The sequence below is a fragment of the Amycolatopsis sp. NPDC006125 genome (assembly GCF_040614195.1).
GTDB classification, from domain to species: Bacteria; Actinomycetota; Actinomycetes; order Mycobacteriales; family Pseudonocardiaceae; genus Amycolatopsis_E; species Amycolatopsis_E tucumanensis.
On record NZ_JBEXTZ010000022.1, the window covers coordinates 81,302 to 97,081 of the forward strand.

The window sequence follows — 15,780 nt, forward strand, 5'->3', positions numbered from 1 at the left end:
TCTCCCTCCAGCTCGGCAGGAGTGCCGTTACGCGGCGACGAGCCGGTTCCCGGTGTCCACCGCACCGACGCAGACGAGCTCGGAGCTCGCCAGTGCGGCCTGGTGGTACTCCGGCAGCTCGAACCGCGGCGGCATCACCTCGACGCTGGGTTCCTCGTCCCCCAGCACCCGCAGGACCCGCTGCAGCTCCCCGGTCAGCCTCGGCAGCCCCGACAGGGCCGTGATCAACAGCACGCGCTTGGATTCCTCCCCCGTGCGCTGACGCCAGCTCTGCCGCACCTCGCCGACGTCCGGCCGACCCCGCAGGGTGGCGTGGACCAGCGCGGACACCGAGTCAACCGAGTTCACCTGATCGGGTGCACTCGGGGTGAATGTGTACCGGTTCTCGCCGACCTCGTCCACCCCCAGGGTCGAACTCACCTGGTGCCAGTCCGCGCCGTGGGGCACGAGGCCCGCCACGAGCAGGCGATACTCCGGCTGGTCGAGATCGATGTTGTGCTTGAGCAACGTGCGCGGCAACGTTCGAGCCAAGGTCGACATCGCGCCCTCGCCCAGCCAGTCCCGGTAGCGCCACAGCAGCCGGTCGGGCATCCGCCCGGCCAGCCGCAGCAACAGCTCGTGGCACGCGGCCTCGATGTCCGGGTCCATCAGCTCACCTCGACAATCAGTTCGACCTCGACCGGTGCCCCCAGCGGCAGCTCGGCCACACCCACCGCCGAGCGGGCGTGCGCGCCCGCGTCGCCGAAAATCTCGCCGAAGAGCTCCGACGCGCCGTTGATCACGGCGGGCTGACCGGTGAAGCCCTCCGCGGACGCGACGAACCCGACGACCTTCACGATCCGGACGATCGACTCGAGACCGACGAGCGCGTCCACCGCCGCGATCGCGTTCAGCGCCGCGGTCCGGGCGTGGCGCTTGGCCTCCTCCGGGCTGACCTCGGCCCCGACCTTGCCGGTCGCGGCGAGCTCGCCCCCGACGAACGGCAGCTGGCCCGACGTGTAGACCATCGACCCGCTGCGCACGGCAGGCACGTAGGCGGCCACCGGCGCGGCGACGCCCGGCAGCTCGATCCCCAGTTCGGCCAGGCGGTCGCCCCAGCTCATGCCGCCTCCTCTCCGGACGCGGCAAGCCGCGGCAGTAGCACCACGTCGGCGAGCATGGTGCTCGATGATTCGGTCGCAAGCTCCCTCATGCCTTGGCCCGCTTGAGGTAGGCGACGTGCTGCTCCCCGCTCGGGTTCGGCAGCACGGTGACCAGCTCCCAGCCGTCCTCGCCCCACTGGTCGAGGATCTGCTTGGTCGCGTGGATCAGCAGCGGAACCGTGGCGTACTCCCACTTCGTGGCGCTCATGGGGGCCAATCTAGTGGTGATGGGAAGCTCTCCTCGCGGCGGCAGCGTGATCGCTGGCTTACGCTGGATCGTGTGAGCACACCCCTGGCCGGATGGACCGACGAGCTCGCCCGCGCCCGGTTGCACTTCGTCACCGGCAAGGGCGGCACCGGCAAGACGACCATGGCCGCGGCACTCGGGATCGCGCTGGCCAGCCACGGACGCCGGGTGCTGCTGGTCGAGGTCGAGGGCAGGCAGGGGTTCGCCCAGCTCTTCGACACCGAGCCGCTGCCGTACGCGGAGCAGCGGATCGCGGCGGTGCCCGGCGGCGGTGAGCTGCGGGCGCTGCACATCGACGTGGAAGCGGCGCTGCTCGAGTACTTCGAGATGTTCTACAACCTGGGCTTCGCGGGCCGGACGCTGCGCCGGATGGGGGCGATCGAGTTCGCCACCACGCTCGCGCCGGGCCTGCGGGACGTGCTGCTCACCGGCAAGATCAAGGAGTGCGTCGGGCGGACCGGCCCGGACGGCAGGCACGTCTACGACGCGGTCGTGGTCGACGCGCCGCCGACCGGTCGCGTGGTCAAGTTCCTCGACGTCACCAAGGCGCTGACCGACCTGGCGAAGGCGGGCCCGATCCGCGGCCAGGCCGAGGGCGTGGTGCGGCTGCTGCACTCCGAGGAGACGGTCGTGCACCTGGTGACCCTCCTGGAGGAGATGCCGGTGCGCGAAACCGTGGAGGCGGTGGCCGAGCTGGACGGCGCCGACCTGCGGCCGGGCGCCGTGCTGGTCAACCGGGTGCGGCCGCCGCGGCTGCCCGCCCGGTCGATCTCGCCTGCCGCGGACGGGCGGGTGGACGCCTCGCGGGTGCGCAGCGGGCTGGCCTCGGCCGGGCTCGAACTGCCGGACGCCACGATGGACGCGCTGGTCGCGGAGACCGTCGAGCACGCGATCCGGCTCGCCGCCGAGCAGCGGGCGCGGGAGCAGCTCGCCGAGGCGGACCTGCCGACGCTGGAGCTGCCGGAGGAGTCCGGCGGCATCGACCTCGCCGCGCTGTACGACCTCGCGGAGTCGCTGACCGACCAAGGGGTGCGCTGATGACCGAGCGGCTCGACGTCGACGCGCTGATCGACGACCCGACGACGCGGATCGTCGTGTGCTGCGGTTCCGGCGGGGTGGGCAAGACCACCACCGCCGCGGCGCTGGCGTTGCGCGCGGCCGAGCGGGGCCGCCAGACGGTGGTGCTCACGATCGACCCGGCGCGGCGGCTGGCGCAGGCGCTCGGGCTGCGGGAGCTGGGCAACCACCCGCGGCAGGTGTCGGTCGCCGGCTTCGAGCCCAAGGGCGAGCTGTGGGCGATGATGCTCGACATGCGGCGCACCTTCGACGACATGGTGCGCACCCACGCCGGTCCGGAACGCGCCGAAGCGCTGCTCGCGAACCCCTTCTACCAGACCATTTCCACGTCGTTCTCCGGCACGCAGGAGTACATGGCGATGGAGAAGCTGGGCCAGCTCGCGGCCACCGACGAGTGGGACCTGATCGTCGTGGACACCCCGCCGAGCCGGTCCGCGCTGGACTTCCTGGACGCGCCGAACCGGCTGTCCAGCGCGCTCGACGGGCGCATGATCCGTTTGCTCACCGGCCCCGCGAAGGCCGGCGGCTGGGGTCTGCGGAAGGTGGTCAGCACCGGGTTCTCGATCTTCGCGAAGGCCGTGTCGACGATCATCGGCGGCCAGCTGCTCGCCGACGCGTCGGCGTTCATGCAGGCCTTCGACAGCATGTTCGGCGGGTTCCGGGAACGCGCCCGCAAGACCGCCGAGCTGCTGCGCTCGGAGGGCACGTCGTTCCTGGTGGTGGCCGCGCCGGAGCCGGACGCCCTGCGCGAGGCGAGCTATTTCGTCGAGCGGCTGGGTGGTGAGAGCATGCCGCTGGCCGGGCTGGTCGCGAACCGGACCCACCCGGTGCTGGCGGACCTCTCGGCGACGGCGGCGCTGTCCGCCGCCGAGAAGCTGGAGTCGACCGCCCCGCTGGCCACCGCGGTGCTGCAGCTGCACGCCGACCGGGTGGCGCTGGCGGAACGCGAGAAGCGGCTGCTGGCGCGCTTCACGCGCGCCCATCCCGGAGTCCCCCTCGTCGAGGTGCCCGCGCTCCCCAGCGACGTGCACGACATCGGCGGACTCCGGGAAATCGGCGAACGGCTGGCGTCCTAGGACGCCTCCACGAAGTCCTTCCGCGCGGAGTCCAGCAGCTCCGACCAGGATTCCACCTCGGGGCGCCGTCGCAGCAGGGCTCGGCGTTCCCGTTCGGTCATCCCTCCCCAGATGCCGAAGCTGATGCGGTTGTCCAGCGCCTCGGCGAGGCATTCGGTGCGCACCGAGCACCCCATGCAGACCAGTTTCGCCCGGTTCTGGTCCGCTCCCCGCACGAACAGCTCATCCGGATCCGCGTCCCGGCAGAGGGCGCGGACGCGCCAGCTCTGTGGTGTGGATTCCATCCCCCAAGCTCCCCTCGTGATGTGCCTGCTCACCCGGAGCCTCCCCGGCTCCGCACTACGTGAGACGTTGACGGACTGTAGAGGCCGACGGTTCCCGCCGCCAAGAGCCCGATGGAAATTCGTTACCGGAATACGTCGCGAGCCCGGCGTTCCCGTGGTATTCAGGCGACGCGGCGCGGCGGGGTGACGCCGGTTCCCACTACTCTGGCAATGTGCGCAAGACGGATGGTCTGTTCAAACTGCTCGGCCTGTGCCTGCTCGCGGGAATCCTCGTCGCCGGGGTGCTGTTCCCCGTGGTCGGCGCCGCGGGGGTGGCCTCCAACAGGGCGAGCGAAACGGTCGACAGCATGTCCGCCGAACTCGCGAACGTCCCGCCGCCGCTGGTCACCACGATCACCGATTCGGCGGGCAACCAGATCGCCACGCTGTACGACCAGTACCGCATCCCCACCGCCAGTGACGAGATCAACGAGGCCATGAAGTGGGCCCTGGTCTCCACCGAGGACCGGCGGTTCTACGAGCACCACGGCGTGGACTGGAAGGGCACGCTGCGCGCCGCGCTGAGCAACAGCGCGGGCGGCGACACCCAGGGCGCCTCGACGCTCACCCAGCAGTACGTGAAGAACTACCTCATCAACGTGATCTACCGGGACGACCCGGTCGGCCAGCAGAAGGCCCAGGAGCAGTCGATCGCCCGCAAGCTGAAGGAAGCGCGGATCGCGATCCAGCTCGAGAACCAGATGAGCAAGGACCAGATCCTCACCAGCTACCTCAACGTCGTCGAGTTCTCGCGCAAGATCTACGGCGTCGGGGCGGCCGCGCAGGCGTACTTCAACACCACCGCGGACAAGCTGTCGGTCACCCAGGCCGCGCTGCTCGCCGGCATGGTCAACAACCCGCCGTTCTACGACCCGTGGAGCCACCCGGACCGCGCCACCGAGCGCCGCAACCTGGTGCTGGACCGCATGGTGGACAACCTGAAGCTGTCCAAGGCGGACGCCGAGCGGATGAAGACCGAGCCGCTGGGCGTCGTGCCGGGCGGGCCGTCCAAGCCCGCGTCCAACTGCGTCGGCGCCGGGCCGGAGAACGGGTTCTTCTGCCAGTACGTCGAGGACTACCTGCTGTCGCACGGCATGGACAAGGACGACCTCTACACCGGCGGCTACACCATCCGCACGACGATGGACCAGCGCGCCAACCACGAGGCGAAGATGTCCGCGCAGACGCAGGTCAGCAAGACGCAGAAGAACGTGGCGAACGTGCTGTCCCTGGTGCGGCCGGGCAAGAACCGGCACGAGGTCGTCGCGCTGGCCGCGAACCGCGACTACGGCACGGACGCCAGCGCGGGCCAGACGACGTACGCGTTGCCGTCGGGCGTCTACAACACCGGTGGCGCCGGGTCGAGCTACAAGATCTTCACCTCGGCGGCGGCCATCCAGAACCGCGTGATGGGCATCTACGACACCATCGAGGTGCCGAACTTCTACGTGTCCAATGTGTTCACCGGTGGCGCCAGGGGGCGGTGCCCGCTCGTGGCGCAAGGGACTTATGCGTACTGCCTGGGCAACGCCACCGACTACGAGGGCGGCACGCGGACGATGACGCTGCAGCAGGCGCTGCAGACCTCGCCCAACACGGCGTTCGTCATCCTCGAGGAGCGCACCGGCATGGGGCCGATCGTCGACATGGCCAGCAAGCTCGGCCTGCGCGAGACGATGTCGCGGAACCTCGGTGGTGGCACGGTGAAGCCGGAGTCGAAGAACGCCGGTGAGAACAAGACGCAGACCGCGTTCTTCGGGCCGACGGACAAATCGCCCGGCCAGGGTTCGTTCACCCTCGGCGTGTCGGCGACCAGCAACCTGGAAATGGCGAACGTCGCGGCGACCATCCTCAGCGGCGGCGTGTGGTGCCCGCCGACGCCGATCGCGCAGGTGCAGGACCGCGACGGCAAGCCCATCCCGATCAGCGAGCAGCCGTGCGAGCGGGTCATGGACGAGGCCGCGGCCAACAGCCTGGCCCAGGGCATGAGCAAGGACGACCTGCCCGGCGGCACCGCCGCGGCGGCGGCCGCCCAGGTCGGCTGGAACCGGCCGATGATCGGCAAGACCGGAACCACCCAGAGCAACGGCTCCGCGGCCTTCATCGGCGGCACCCCGCAGCTCGCCGGCGCCGCGATGGTCTTCCGGCCGGAAGGCGGCAGCGGCGGCCTCTGCGACGGCGGTCCGGGCAACGTCTACACCTGCGGCGAAGGCAACATGTTCGGTGGCAAAACCCCGGCGCGCACCTGGTTCGGCGCGGTGAGCAAGATCCTCGGGCCCAACGACCCGATCCTGCCGCTACCGCCGTCCGACCCGCGCTACGAACGGGTCCGCTGACGCACCGCCCCGGGCACTCGCCGGTGCCCGGGGCACCCCGCCGACCCGTATCCTGGGCTGCGTGAGCACGGTCCGTGACAGCCAGAAGCTGACAGCCAAACGCCTCGCCGCCGGGACGGTCGCTCTCGGGGCCGCCGCGTTCGGGTACGCCTCCGGCATCGAGCGGCGGCACTACGTGCTCCGCACCGCCGAGCTGCCCGTACTGGCGCCCGGCGCCCAGCCGATGCGCGTCCTGCACATCTCCGACCTGCACATGCTCCCCGGGCAGCAGGCCAAACAACGCTGGGTCGCCGCGCTCGACCGGCTCGAACCCGACCTGGTCGTCAACACCGGCGACAACCTCGCCCACCCCAAAGCCGTGCCCGCCGTCCTGCGCGCCCTCGGCCCCCTCCTCGAACGGCCCGGCCTGTTCGTGTTCGGCAGCAACGACTACTACGCGCCCAAACCCAAGAACCCCGCCCGCTACCTCATGCCCCGCGGCAAGAAGAAGCGCATCCACGGCCGGAAACTCCCGTGGCGCGACCTGCGGGCCGCCTTCCTGGAACACGGCTGGCAGGACCTCACCCACGTCCGGCACACCCTCACCGTCGCCGGGCAGACGGTGTTCGCCGCCGGCCTCGACGACCCCCACCTCCGCCGCGACCGCTACGGCGAGATCGCCGGCCCCGCCGAACCCGCCACCCTCCGCCTCGGCGTCACCCACTCACCCGAACCACGCATCCTCGACCCCTTCGCCGCCGACGGCTACGACCTCGTCCTGGCCGGCCACACCCACGGCGGCCAGCTCCGCATCCCCGGCATCGGCGCCCTCGTCACCAACTGTGAGCTGGACCGCAGCCGCGCGCGAGGCGCCTCCCGCTGGGGCGCCCACATGTGGCTCCACGTCTCCGCCGGACTGGGCACCTCCCCCTACGCCCCGGCCCGCTTCGCCTGCCCACCCGAAGCAACGCTGTTGACCCTGGTAGAACGCGGCCGGACCACGGCGAACACAACCAAGGCCACCCCCCGCAAATCCCCCCGCGCCATCCGCTAAACTCTTCTTCGACCCGCTAAGCAGTACATCGGGGTGTGGCGCAGCTTGGTAGCGTGCCTCGTTCGGGTCGAGGAGGTCGTGGGTTCAAATCCCGCCACCCCGACGGAAGATCCGGAGATCCCCTGTCCGCCGAAATAAGGCGGACAGGGGATCTTCCTTTGTGTTCTCTGGGGGTCGAACCCCCAGACCCCCGCCAGGGGGCAAGCCCCCTGGACCCCCCGCGGCGAAGCGCGGGGAGATCGGGTGCCGCGCGTGGCGCGTGTCGCGGGGCGACATCCGCGCCGGAAGCCGCGGGAACCTTCAAAGTCGCCTTCCGGGCGTCGAGAACCGGCGGCCGTGTGCGTGGCTGGGCCCACTCCACCAACCACACCCCCTCCGGACCCGATCCCCAGCCTTCTTCGGTTGGTGGGGTGTTGGGTCAAGGCACGCTTTCCCGCCTTGACGCGACGCCCCGCCAATCGAACAATCGAGATCGGGGCAGGTGGGGGTGCCGGGGCGTAGCGGAGCGAAGCCGGCGCCCTCCACGAACCCGCGTAGCGGCTACTTGACCGCCAAAAGCTCAACCCAGTACTGCGCGAATTCGCCGTCGCCGCCGTGGGACCAGGCCCAGGCTGAGCGTGCGGCGGAGGCCAGTTGGTCCCGCTCCAGCGGGGAGGCGCTCAGGGCGGCGTCCAGGCGGGCCTCCACGTAACGCGCCAGCTGCCGGTAGCTCATGTCCGAGCGGAAACGGCCGTGCGTGCGGATGTCGCGGAAACCGGCGGAAGCCACCCACGACGCGACGTGCTTGCCGGCGAACGGGTCGCCGCCGGCTCGCCGTCTCAACAGGTAGTGACCGCGTAAGGCCGCGGCCACGTTCGCGGTGCCGGGGCGCAGGCGGGCGCGCGACCAGTCCGAAGTGGACAGCGCGACCGTCCCGCCGGGGCGCAGGACCCGGCGGATCTCCGCCAGCGCGTCCACGGGACGGGCCAGGTGTTCGAACAACGCGTGCGCGAACACCAGGTCCACGCTCTCGTCCGCCACTGGCAACGCGTACACGTCCCCGGCCATGAACTCCACTTTGGACGATTCCGGGAACTGGCCCGGCTCGCGGTCCACGCCCAGCACGTTGCCCCGTCCGGCGATCGTCGCGAAGCCCGCGGTGATCGTGCCGGGTCCGCACCCCACGTCGAGCACCCGCATGCCCGGCCGCAGCAGTCGCAACACGTATTCGGCACGGTCGGCTGCGGTGCGTGACGCCATGACCGACAGCGCGTCCTGCTCGAACCCGGGCGCGTATCCCTCCAGCACACGCACACGGTACGGGCAGGAGCTGGCAGGATCGAGGGGTGACCACTCAGCACCCGCCCGCGAACATCCCCGACCGCCTCTTCGACGACCCCGAGGCCGAGGCCCGCTGGCGCGCGCGGTTCCACGCCCCGCGCGTGTCGGTGCCGGACTGGTCCCTCGACGCGCCGGACCGCAACATCTACGTCTCCAACGCCAGCGGCGTCTGGGAGGTCTACTCCTGGGACCGCGCCACCGGCGAGCACCGCCAGGTCACCGACCGCCCCAACGGCACCCTGCACGCCACCACCTCGCCCGACGGCAGCGCCATCTGGTGGTTCAACGACACCGACGGCGACGAGTTCGGCACCTGGATGCGCCAGCCCTTCGACGGCGGCCCCGCCGAGCCCGCCCTGCCCGGCGTGCACGCCGGCTACCCGGCCGGGCTGGAGATCGGCCACCGCATCGTCGCCAGCGGCGTCTCCACCGACGACGGCAGCGAGCTGTTCGCCACCCGCGACGGGCAGACCACCCGCTTCTACTCCCATGAGCAGGACGCCGGCATCGCCGCGCTGTCCCGCGACGAGACGCTGCTCGCGATCTCGCACGCCGAGCACGGCGACTCCCGCCACCCCGCGGTCCGCGTCCTGGACACCACGGGCTTCAACACCGTCGCCGACAAGTGGGACGGCGAGGGCAAGGGCCTCACGCCGCTGGAGTTCTCGCCCGTCGCCGGCGACCAGCGGCTGCTCGTCCTGCACGAGCGCCGCGGCCGCGAGGAGCTGCTGATCTGGGACGTCGCCGCGGACACCGAGCGCGAGCTGGACCTCGGCCTGCCCGGCGAGGTCGTCGCCACCTGGTACCCGAAGGCCGACGCGCTGCTCGTCGTGCACTTCCACGAGGCACGCAGCAGCCTGTACCGCTACGACCTGACCACCGGCGAACTGTCCGCTGTGGACACGCCTCCCGGGCGCATCGGCGGCGCCGGGGTCCGCCCGGACGGCACGATCGAGTACTCCTGGTCCAGCGCCGCAGAGCCGGCCGTCATCCGGGCCCGCGCGACCGACGGCGCCGACACCGTGCTGCTCACCCCGCCCGGCGACCCCGCGCCCGGTTCGGCGCCGGTCACCGACGCGTTCGTCGAGGGCGCGGGCGGCCGCATCCACGCGCTGGTCGCCCGCCCGCTGAACGCGCCGGACGGGCCGCTGCCCACGGTGTTCACCCTGCACGGCGGCCCGCACGCGGCCGACGAGGACCGCTTCTCCGCCTACCGCGCGGTGTGGCTGGACGCCGGGTTCGCCGTCGTCGAGGTCAACTACCGCGGCTCGACCGGCTACGGCTCGGCCTGGCGCGACGCGATCGAGGGCCGCCCCGGCCTGACCGAACTGGAGGACGTCGCCGCGGTGTACGACTGGGCCGTCTCCAGCGGCCTGAGCGACCCGGCGCGGATGGTCGTCTCGGGCGCCTCCTGGGGCGGCTACCTGACCCTGCTCGCCGTGGGCACCCAGCCGGACCGGTGGGCGGCCGGGGTGGCGAGCGTGCCGGTGGCCGACTACGTCGCCGCCTACGAGGACGAGATGGAGCAGCTGCGCCAGTTCGACCGGGCGCTGTTCGGCGGGTCACCGGAGGACGTGCCCGCCGTGTACCAGGAGTGCTCGCCGCTCACGTACGTGGACGCGGTGAAGGCGCCGCTGCTGGTGCTGGCCGGCGACAACGACCCGCGCTGCCCGATCCGGCAGATCGAGAACTACCTGGAGCGGCTGGCCAAGCGGGACCTGCCGTACGAGTTCTACCGCTACGACGCGGGCCACGGTTCGCTGGTGATCGCCGAAACGATCAAGCAGACCGCGGCCGAGGTGCACTTCGCGATGAAGGCGGTCGGCCTGGCCTAGTGGTGGAAGGCCGTGCTGGTGGCGGGCTTGTGCTGGGGCCGGTCCTGCTCGGCGAGTTCGGGCAGGACCCGCTGCAGGTCCTCGACCAGCAGGTCGGCCAGGTCGTGCGTGAAGCCGTTGCGGCAGACGATCCGCAGCACGGCGAGGTCGGTGCGGTTCTCCGGGAACGTGTAGGCGGGCACGAGCCAGCCGCGTTCCCGGAGCCGCCGCGACACGTCGAACACGTCGAAGCCGGTCACGTCGTCACGGGTGGTGAACGCGAACACCGGCAGCTGGTCGCCGCGGGTGAGCAGCTCGAACGGCCCGAGCCCGGCGATCCGGTCGGCCAGCCGGGTCGCCACGTCCCGGCAGGCCTGCTGCACGACCCGGAAGCCCTCGCGGCCGAGGCGGACGAAGTTGTAGTACTGCGCCGCCACCTGGGCGCCCGGCCGGGAGAAGTTGAGCGCGAACGTCGGCATGTCGCCGCCCAGGTAGTTGACGTTGAACACCAGCTCGGACGGCAGCGCGTCGCGGTCCCGCCACAACACCCAGCCGACGCCGGGGTAGACCAGTCCGTACTTGTGCCCGGAGGTGTTGATCGAGGCGACCCGGGGCAGGCGGAAGTCCCACTCCAGGTCCGCGTCGAGGAACGGCGCGATCATCGCCCCGGACGCGCCGTCTACGTGCACCGGGATGTCCCAGCCGCGCTCGGACTGCACCCGGTCCAGCGCGGCGGCGATCTCCGCGACCGGCTCGTAGCTGCCGTCGAAGGTGGAGCCGAGGATCGCGACCACGCCGATCGTGTTCTCGTCGCAGCGCGCGACGGCCTCCTCGGCGGTGAGGTGGAAGCGGTCGCCCTCCATCGGCACCAGCCGCGGCTCGACCTCCCAGTACTCGCAGAACTTCTCCCAGCAGACCTGGACGTTCGCGCCCATCACCAGGTTCGGCCTGCCGGTCCGGCCCAGCTTGCTCCAGCGCCGCTTGAGCGCCATCCCGGCGAGCATGCACGCCTCGGACGAGCCGGTCGTGGAGCAGCCCATGACGGCCTCCGGGTCCGGCGCGTGCCACAGGTCGGCCAGGATGCTCACGCAGCGGCGCTCGAGCTCCGCGGTCTGCGGGTACTCGTCCTTGTCGATCATGTTCTTGTCGGCGCAGTCGGCGATCAGCTCGCGCGCCTGCGGCTCCATCCACGTGGTGACGAACGTCGCCAGGTTGAGCCGCGCGTTCCCGTCGAGCATCAGCTCGTCCCGCACCACCTGCAGCGCGGTGTCGGCGGGCAGGGTCTCCTCGTTCAGCCGGCTGCGGGGCGGCGTGTAGGTCGCCGCCAGCGCCGGATTCGTCACCGCGTGCAGCGGGTTGCTCCCGCCCGGCCGGTCGTCGGCTCCCTGTTTGCCCGCGTGCAGCACCATGAGCCGAATCTAGCCCGGAAAACGGGCCCCGGAGCGCATTCCGGGGCCCGTTCGTGAATTCGGGTCAGGCGGTCTGCGCCTGCCACATCCAGTGGGCCTTCTCCAGCTCGTGCGTGATCTCGATGAACAGGTCCTGGGTGACCAGGTCGCTCTTGTCCGTCTCGTCGATGCGCTTGCGCATGCGCTGGATCAGGTCGGCGAGGATCGCCACGATGTTCTCGATCGTGGACTCGACGCTCTGCCAGTTGTCCGGGTAGTCGGGCAGGCCGGAGCTCTCCACGACCGTCTTGGCCTTGCCGTTCGGCGAGATGCCGATCGCGTTGGCCCGCTCCGCGACCTCGTCGACGTAGTTCCGCGCGGTGCTCACCAGCTCGTCGAGCTGGAGGTGGACGCTGCGGAAGTTCGACCCGACGACGTTCCAGTGCGCCTGCTTGGCGATCAGCGACAGGTCGACCAGGTCGACCAGCGCTGCCTGCAGCGCGTTACCGGTGATTTCCTTGTCAGCCGGGCTGAGCGGGCTCTGGATGGGTGCGTTCGCCATCGAAAAAATCCTCCTTGTCGACAACTCTTGGTCAGGTCGTCGCGGTGATCTCGACCTGGATGTTTCCCCTGGTGGCGCGAGAATAAGGACACACCTGGTGGGCCTGCGCCGCAAGTTCGCCCGCCTTGTCCTGCTCCAGGCCGGGCAGGTGGGCCACGAGCTTGACGGCCAGTTCCAGGCCGTCGCCGTTGCGGCCGATGCCGACCTCGGCGGTGACGGCGGAGGAGTCCACCCCCACGTCGGCCTTGCGCGCCACGAGCTGCAGGGCGCTGTGGAAGCAGGCGGCGTAGCCCGCGGCGAACAGCTGCTCCGGGTTGGTCATCTCGCCGCCCGGCCCGCCCATCTCCTTCGGCACGGCCAGGCGTTCGTCGATGACGCCGTCGGAGGAGGTGACCTCCCCGTTCCGACCGTCACCGCGGGCGGTCGCGACCGCTGTGTAGACCGGTTCCACGTGTTCCCCTCCGCCGACGGCAGGTGTCAGCGGGTGGATACCCCGTGGCCGGGAGGACGAATCCTCTAGCGGCGGCGGGCGAAGTCCACGACCTGCCGCCCGATCAGCTGCAGCGTCCGCACGGCCTTCTCCTCGGAAGCGCCGCCGACCTCGTCGAACTTGACCTCGGCGGAGTTGATCGACCCGCCGAGTGGCGTCGGCCACCCGCGCAGGGCGTGGGTGATGGTGCGCAGCTGGTCGAGGGTGGTCACCGCGGCCTGCCAGCCGTAGGCGACCGCGGCGAGCCCGACCGCGCGGCCGTCCAGGTAGGGGCGCTCGTCGGGCCGCAGGTCCTCCACGTAGTCCAGGGCGTTCTTGATCAGCCCGGACAACGCGCCGTGGTAGCCGGGCGAGACGATGACCAGCCCGTCGGCCCGGCGGATCGCCTCGACCAGACGCACCGCCTGTGGGGTGCGCTCGGTGATCGCGGAGTCGTAGAACGGCAGCACCAGGTCGTCGCCGGTCAGGGCGAGCGTTTCGGCCCCGGCCGCGGCCGCGCTGTCCAGCGCGATGCGCATGGCGCGCTCGGACTGGGAGCCCGGGCGCAGGGAACCGCCGATACCGACCACGTTGACCGCCGCACTAGTCACGCGTTCGAGGCTAACCCCTCCACCTAAGTGGAGGACCAGCATTTGGGACGGAGGCGGCCGTCACACCTACCCAACTCGCCTACCCGTGAGTAACCTCTGTCCTCATGGCGACCTCACTGCGGAGCCGCGCCGAAGCCGTCGCGGCTCAACTGATCTTCGGGCTCCCGGAGCCCCTGCGCCGGTTGATCGCCGGGCGCCCGATCCGGCTGGACGGGCAGGAGCTGGCGCTGGACGCCCAGCTGCTGCTCCGGCTCCAGCAGCTGAACCGGGTCACCATGAGCGCGGGCACGCCAGAACTCGCCCGGCAGCGGATCATCGACTCGGGCCCCCTGGTCAGCGGCAAGCCGATCGAGCCGGTGCGCACGCAGGAGATCGTGATCCCGGCCGAGCACGGCCCGCTCCCGGCGACGCTCTACGTGCCGGACGGGCTGCCGTCGCCGTCGCCGCTGCTGGTGTTCTTCCACGGCGGCGGCTGGGTGGTGGGCAGCCGCGCGAGCCACGACAACACCGCGCGTTACTTCGCCAAGCACGCGGGCGTGCGGGTGTTGTCGGTCGAGTACCGGCTCGCGCCCGAGCACCCGTTCCCGGCGGCGCCCGAGGACGCCGTCGCCGCGTTCGACTACGCCCACGCGAAGGCGGCCGACCTGGGCGTGGACCCGGACCGGATCGCGGTGGGCGGGGACAGCGCGGGCGGCAACCTCTCGGCGGTGACCGCCCAGGTGACGACCGCGCGAGGCGGCCCGGCGCCGGCGTTCCAGCTGCTGCTCTACCCCGGCGTGGACGCGAGCACGCGGCGCCGGTCGCGGGACATCTTCGGCAGCGGCTTCTTCCTCACCGACACCGACATGACGTGGTTCATCGACCACTACGCGCCGGCGGGTGTGGACCGCACCGATCCGCGGTTGTCGCCGCTGCTCACCGAGGACTTCACCGGGCTGCCGCCTGCCTACATCGCCACCGCCGGGTTCGACCCGTTGCGCGACGAGGGCGAGGAGTACGCGGCCAAGCTGCGGGACGCGGGTGTGCCGGTCACGTTGAGCCGCCAGCGCGACCTGATCCACGGTTACGTCAACTTCCTCGGCGTCGGCAGGCGGTTCCGGGAGGCGACCTCGGAGGCGGCCGGCGCGCTGCGAGTCGGACTGCGGGCGTAAAAAGACCGGGATCCGATGTGGACGTCCACATCGGATCCCGGTCCCCCCTGCCGGATTGCTTGTCAGGCCACCGGAACCGGCACCGGAACCGGGAGCGGCGGAGCGGAGCCGAGCAGCGACGCGAGCAGGCCCGTCACTGTCTTGAGCAGGTTCTTGAGCAGGTTGCTGACGATGTTCAGCGGCGGCGGCAGGTCCGGGATGTCCGGCACCGGAGGCAACTGGCGGACCTCGCCCGCCTTCGAGGGATCGGCCAGGATGCGGCTCGCCTCGGCGGCGTAGTCGTTGCCGGTGGCGGCGGCCTGTTGCGCGTCGGACTGGATGGTGTACTTCTGCCCCGCGGCGAGGTCGCCGAGCACCGGGCTCATCTGGCCGAGCGAACGCTGGGTGGCCGGCACGTCTCCGGCGTAGGCCGCCCTGGCGAGCTGGTCACGCAGCTGGAGGACCTGTTCCGCGGCGGCCTGCGTGCTGGACGTCCCCTTGCCCCCAGCCGCGGCGACGCCTGCCCCGGACACCGCCAGCACGCTGCCGGCCACCGCCACAGCGATGATCCGGGCGAATTTGCCTAACATCTCCCTACCTCCTGGCCTCGGTGGACCTGTCAGGAAAATGCGTACCCGCCGTGTTGATCTCCCACCACTCGGCGCCCGAAGACGACGGTTTCCAACGCTCACGTGGCGAATTCGATTGCGGACTTGAGACCCGCATCTGATGAACAAGGCCTTCGCCCGTTGATCAAGATCTTGACGACCGGGATCGCGCAGCGTGACCACGTCACCCGCACGCACCCCAAACTCACTCAACCAGATGCAAAACAAGCCCCACCCAACAACCGCCGCCCGGCAACGCAAAGCAGCCGACTACCCCAACCAGACCTCCCCCGCCCCCGATCCACAGCCGATCTTTAGTCGCCGACCAGCCGTGTCAACGCACGCTTTCCCGCCTTGACACGGCTGCTCGGCGACTGAAACACAATCAGGCATCGGGGGCGGGGGTGGTCGGAAGGTGACCTTTCGGCGCCGTGAGGCGCTTTTTCCGCGCGAAGGCGCGGGTTTAAAGATCAAAAGAGTCCTCGCCGGACGGGCAGGCTCCGGGATGACCAGGGGTTGGGTGCCTCGGCTCACCTCGGGTGGGTGGCTGGGTGGTCATCCCGTCGCCTTCCGGTTTGTGCATATCACCTTGAGCCAGGGCCGCAAGGTTGGCATGTTCGGCTGCCGGTTGGCGGCCTGGGTTG

At 70.8% G+C, this 15,780-nt stretch carries 17 protein-coding genes and 1 tRNA gene; 8 read left to right on the forward strand and 10 right to left on the reverse strand.

What is annotated here, in order from left to right:
• Positions 1 to 27: 27 nt before the first annotated feature.
• The 3 genes from ABZ193_RS14095 to ABZ193_RS14105 form a co-directional block, all read right to left on the reverse strand.
• Positions 28 to 648, reverse strand: a complete 621-nt coding sequence (locus ABZ193_RS14095; RefSeq protein WP_017985507.1) for a hypothetical protein — start codon at positions 646 to 648, stop codon at positions 28 to 30.
• Positions 648 to 1,103: a RidA family protein gene (locus ABZ193_RS14100; RefSeq protein WP_017985508.1), complete on the reverse strand. Its 456-nt coding sequence runs from the start codon at positions 1,101 to 1,103 to the stop codon at positions 648 to 650. Before ABZ193_RS14100 ends, ABZ193_RS14095 begins: the two co-directional genes overlap by 1 nt.
• A gap of 85 nt (positions 1,104 to 1,188) precedes the next feature.
• Positions 1,189 to 1,350, reverse strand: a complete 162-nt coding sequence (locus tag ABZ193_RS14105) for a DUF4177 domain-containing protein (protein WP_017985509.1) — start codon at positions 1,348 to 1,350, stop codon at positions 1,189 to 1,191.
• A 72-nt stretch (positions 1,351 to 1,422) separates the two neighbouring features.
• Between ABZ193_RS14105 and ABZ193_RS14110 the strand changes: the two genes are divergently transcribed.
• Both ABZ193_RS14110 and ABZ193_RS14115 read left to right on the forward strand, forming a co-directional pair.
• Positions 1,423 to 2,427, forward strand: a complete 1,005-nt coding sequence (locus tag ABZ193_RS14110) for an ArsA-related P-loop ATPase (protein ID WP_017985510.1) — start codon at positions 1,423 to 1,425, stop codon at positions 2,425 to 2,427.
• Entirely contained in the window at positions 2,427 to 3,542 is a 1,116-nt protein-coding gene (locus ABZ193_RS14115; RefSeq protein WP_020420313.1) for an ArsA family ATPase, read from the forward strand. The genes ABZ193_RS14110 and ABZ193_RS14115 overlap by 1 nt, the downstream gene beginning before the upstream one ends.
• Here the strand turns inward: ABZ193_RS14115 and ABZ193_RS14120 are convergent.
• Positions 3,539 to 3,826, reverse strand: coding sequence for a WhiB family transcriptional regulator (locus ABZ193_RS14120; RefSeq protein ID WP_354710105.1), 288 nt, complete (start codon positions 3,824 to 3,826; stop codon positions 3,539 to 3,541). The two genes, ABZ193_RS14115 and ABZ193_RS14120, sit on opposite strands and share 4 nt — an antisense overlap.
• Positions 3,827 to 4,038: 212 nt before the next feature.
• Between ABZ193_RS14120 and ABZ193_RS14125 the strand changes: the two genes are divergently transcribed.
• From ABZ193_RS14125 to ABZ193_RS14135, 3 genes are all read left to right on the forward strand, one after another.
• Positions 4,039 to 6,201, forward strand: a complete 2,163-nt coding sequence (locus ABZ193_RS14125; RefSeq protein ID WP_237340089.1) for a transglycosylase domain-containing protein — start codon at positions 4,039 to 4,041, stop codon at positions 6,199 to 6,201.
• Positions 6,202 to 6,262: 61 nt separating this feature from the next.
• Positions 6,263 to 7,234 (forward strand): metallophosphoesterase, encoded by a 972-nt coding sequence (locus tag ABZ193_RS14130; RefSeq protein ID WP_020420310.1) that lies wholly within the window; start codon positions 6,263 to 6,265, stop codon positions 7,232 to 7,234.
• A 29-nt stretch (positions 7,235 to 7,263) separates the two neighbouring features.
• Positions 7,264 to 7,337: transfer RNA gene (locus ABZ193_RS14135), tRNA-Pro, on the forward strand.
• 437 nt (positions 7,338 to 7,774) lie between these two features.
• Here ABZ193_RS14135 and ABZ193_RS14140 read toward each other — a convergent pair.
• Complete coding sequence (locus tag ABZ193_RS14140; RefSeq protein WP_237340090.1) at positions 7,775 to 8,521, reverse strand: methyltransferase domain-containing protein; 747 nt, start codon at positions 8,519 to 8,521, stop codon at positions 7,775 to 7,777.
• 38 nt (positions 8,522 to 8,559) lie between these two features.
• Between ABZ193_RS14140 and ABZ193_RS14145 the strand changes: the two genes are divergently transcribed.
• Positions 8,560 to 10,389 carry a prolyl oligopeptidase family serine peptidase gene (locus ABZ193_RS14145; protein ID WP_237340091.1) on the forward strand — a complete coding sequence of 610 codons (1,830 nt, stop codon included), beginning with the start codon at positions 8,560 to 8,562 and terminating at the stop codon, positions 10,387 to 10,389.
• On the opposite strand, the gene ABZ193_RS14150 is transcribed toward ABZ193_RS14145, so the two are convergent.
• The 4 genes from ABZ193_RS14150 to ABZ193_RS14165 all read right to left on the reverse strand — a co-directional run bounded on the left by ABZ193_RS14150 (position 10,386) and on the right by ABZ193_RS14165 (position 13,377).
• Positions 10,386 to 11,777, reverse strand: coding sequence for a glutamate decarboxylase (locus tag ABZ193_RS14150; RefSeq protein ID WP_020420307.1), 1,392 nt, complete (start codon positions 11,775 to 11,777; stop codon positions 10,386 to 10,388). The genes ABZ193_RS14145 and ABZ193_RS14150 overlap by 4 nt on opposite strands.
• 64 nt (positions 11,778 to 11,841) lie before the next feature.
• Positions 11,842 to 12,318, reverse strand: a complete 477-nt coding sequence (locus ABZ193_RS14155; protein WP_017985518.1) for a DNA starvation/stationary phase protection protein — start codon at positions 12,316 to 12,318, stop codon at positions 11,842 to 11,844.
• 31 nt (positions 12,319 to 12,349) lie between these two features.
• The gene (locus tag ABZ193_RS14160) at positions 12,350 to 12,769 is read right to left on the reverse strand and encodes an organic hydroperoxide resistance protein (RefSeq protein ID WP_020420306.1); all 420 of its coding nucleotides are present in this window, start codon (positions 12,767 to 12,769) and stop codon (positions 12,350 to 12,352) included.
• 65 nt (positions 12,770 to 12,834) lie between these two features.
• Positions 12,835 to 13,377 (reverse strand): NADPH-dependent FMN reductase, encoded by a 543-nt coding sequence (locus tag ABZ193_RS14165; protein WP_020420305.1) that lies wholly within the window; start codon positions 13,375 to 13,377, stop codon positions 12,835 to 12,837.
• 125 nt (positions 13,378 to 13,502) lie between these two features.
• Between ABZ193_RS14165 and ABZ193_RS14170 the strand changes: the two genes are divergently transcribed.
• Complete coding sequence (locus tag ABZ193_RS14170; RefSeq protein ID WP_354710108.1) at positions 13,503 to 14,549, forward strand: alpha/beta hydrolase; 1,047 nt, start codon at positions 13,503 to 13,505, stop codon at positions 14,547 to 14,549.
• Positions 14,550 to 14,611: 62 nt separating this feature from the next.
• Here ABZ193_RS14170 and ABZ193_RS14175 read toward each other — a convergent pair whose 3' ends face one another.
• Positions 14,612 to 15,118, reverse strand: coding sequence for a hypothetical protein (locus ABZ193_RS14175; RefSeq protein WP_027936205.1), 507 nt, complete (start codon positions 15,116 to 15,118; stop codon positions 14,612 to 14,614).
• 433 nt (positions 15,119 to 15,551) lie between these two features.
• Here ABZ193_RS14175 and ABZ193_RS14180 point away from each other — a divergent pair.
• A partial coding sequence (locus tag ABZ193_RS14180) for a hypothetical protein (RefSeq protein WP_354710110.1) occupies positions 15,552 to 15,780 on the forward strand: 229 nt, incomplete at its 3' end.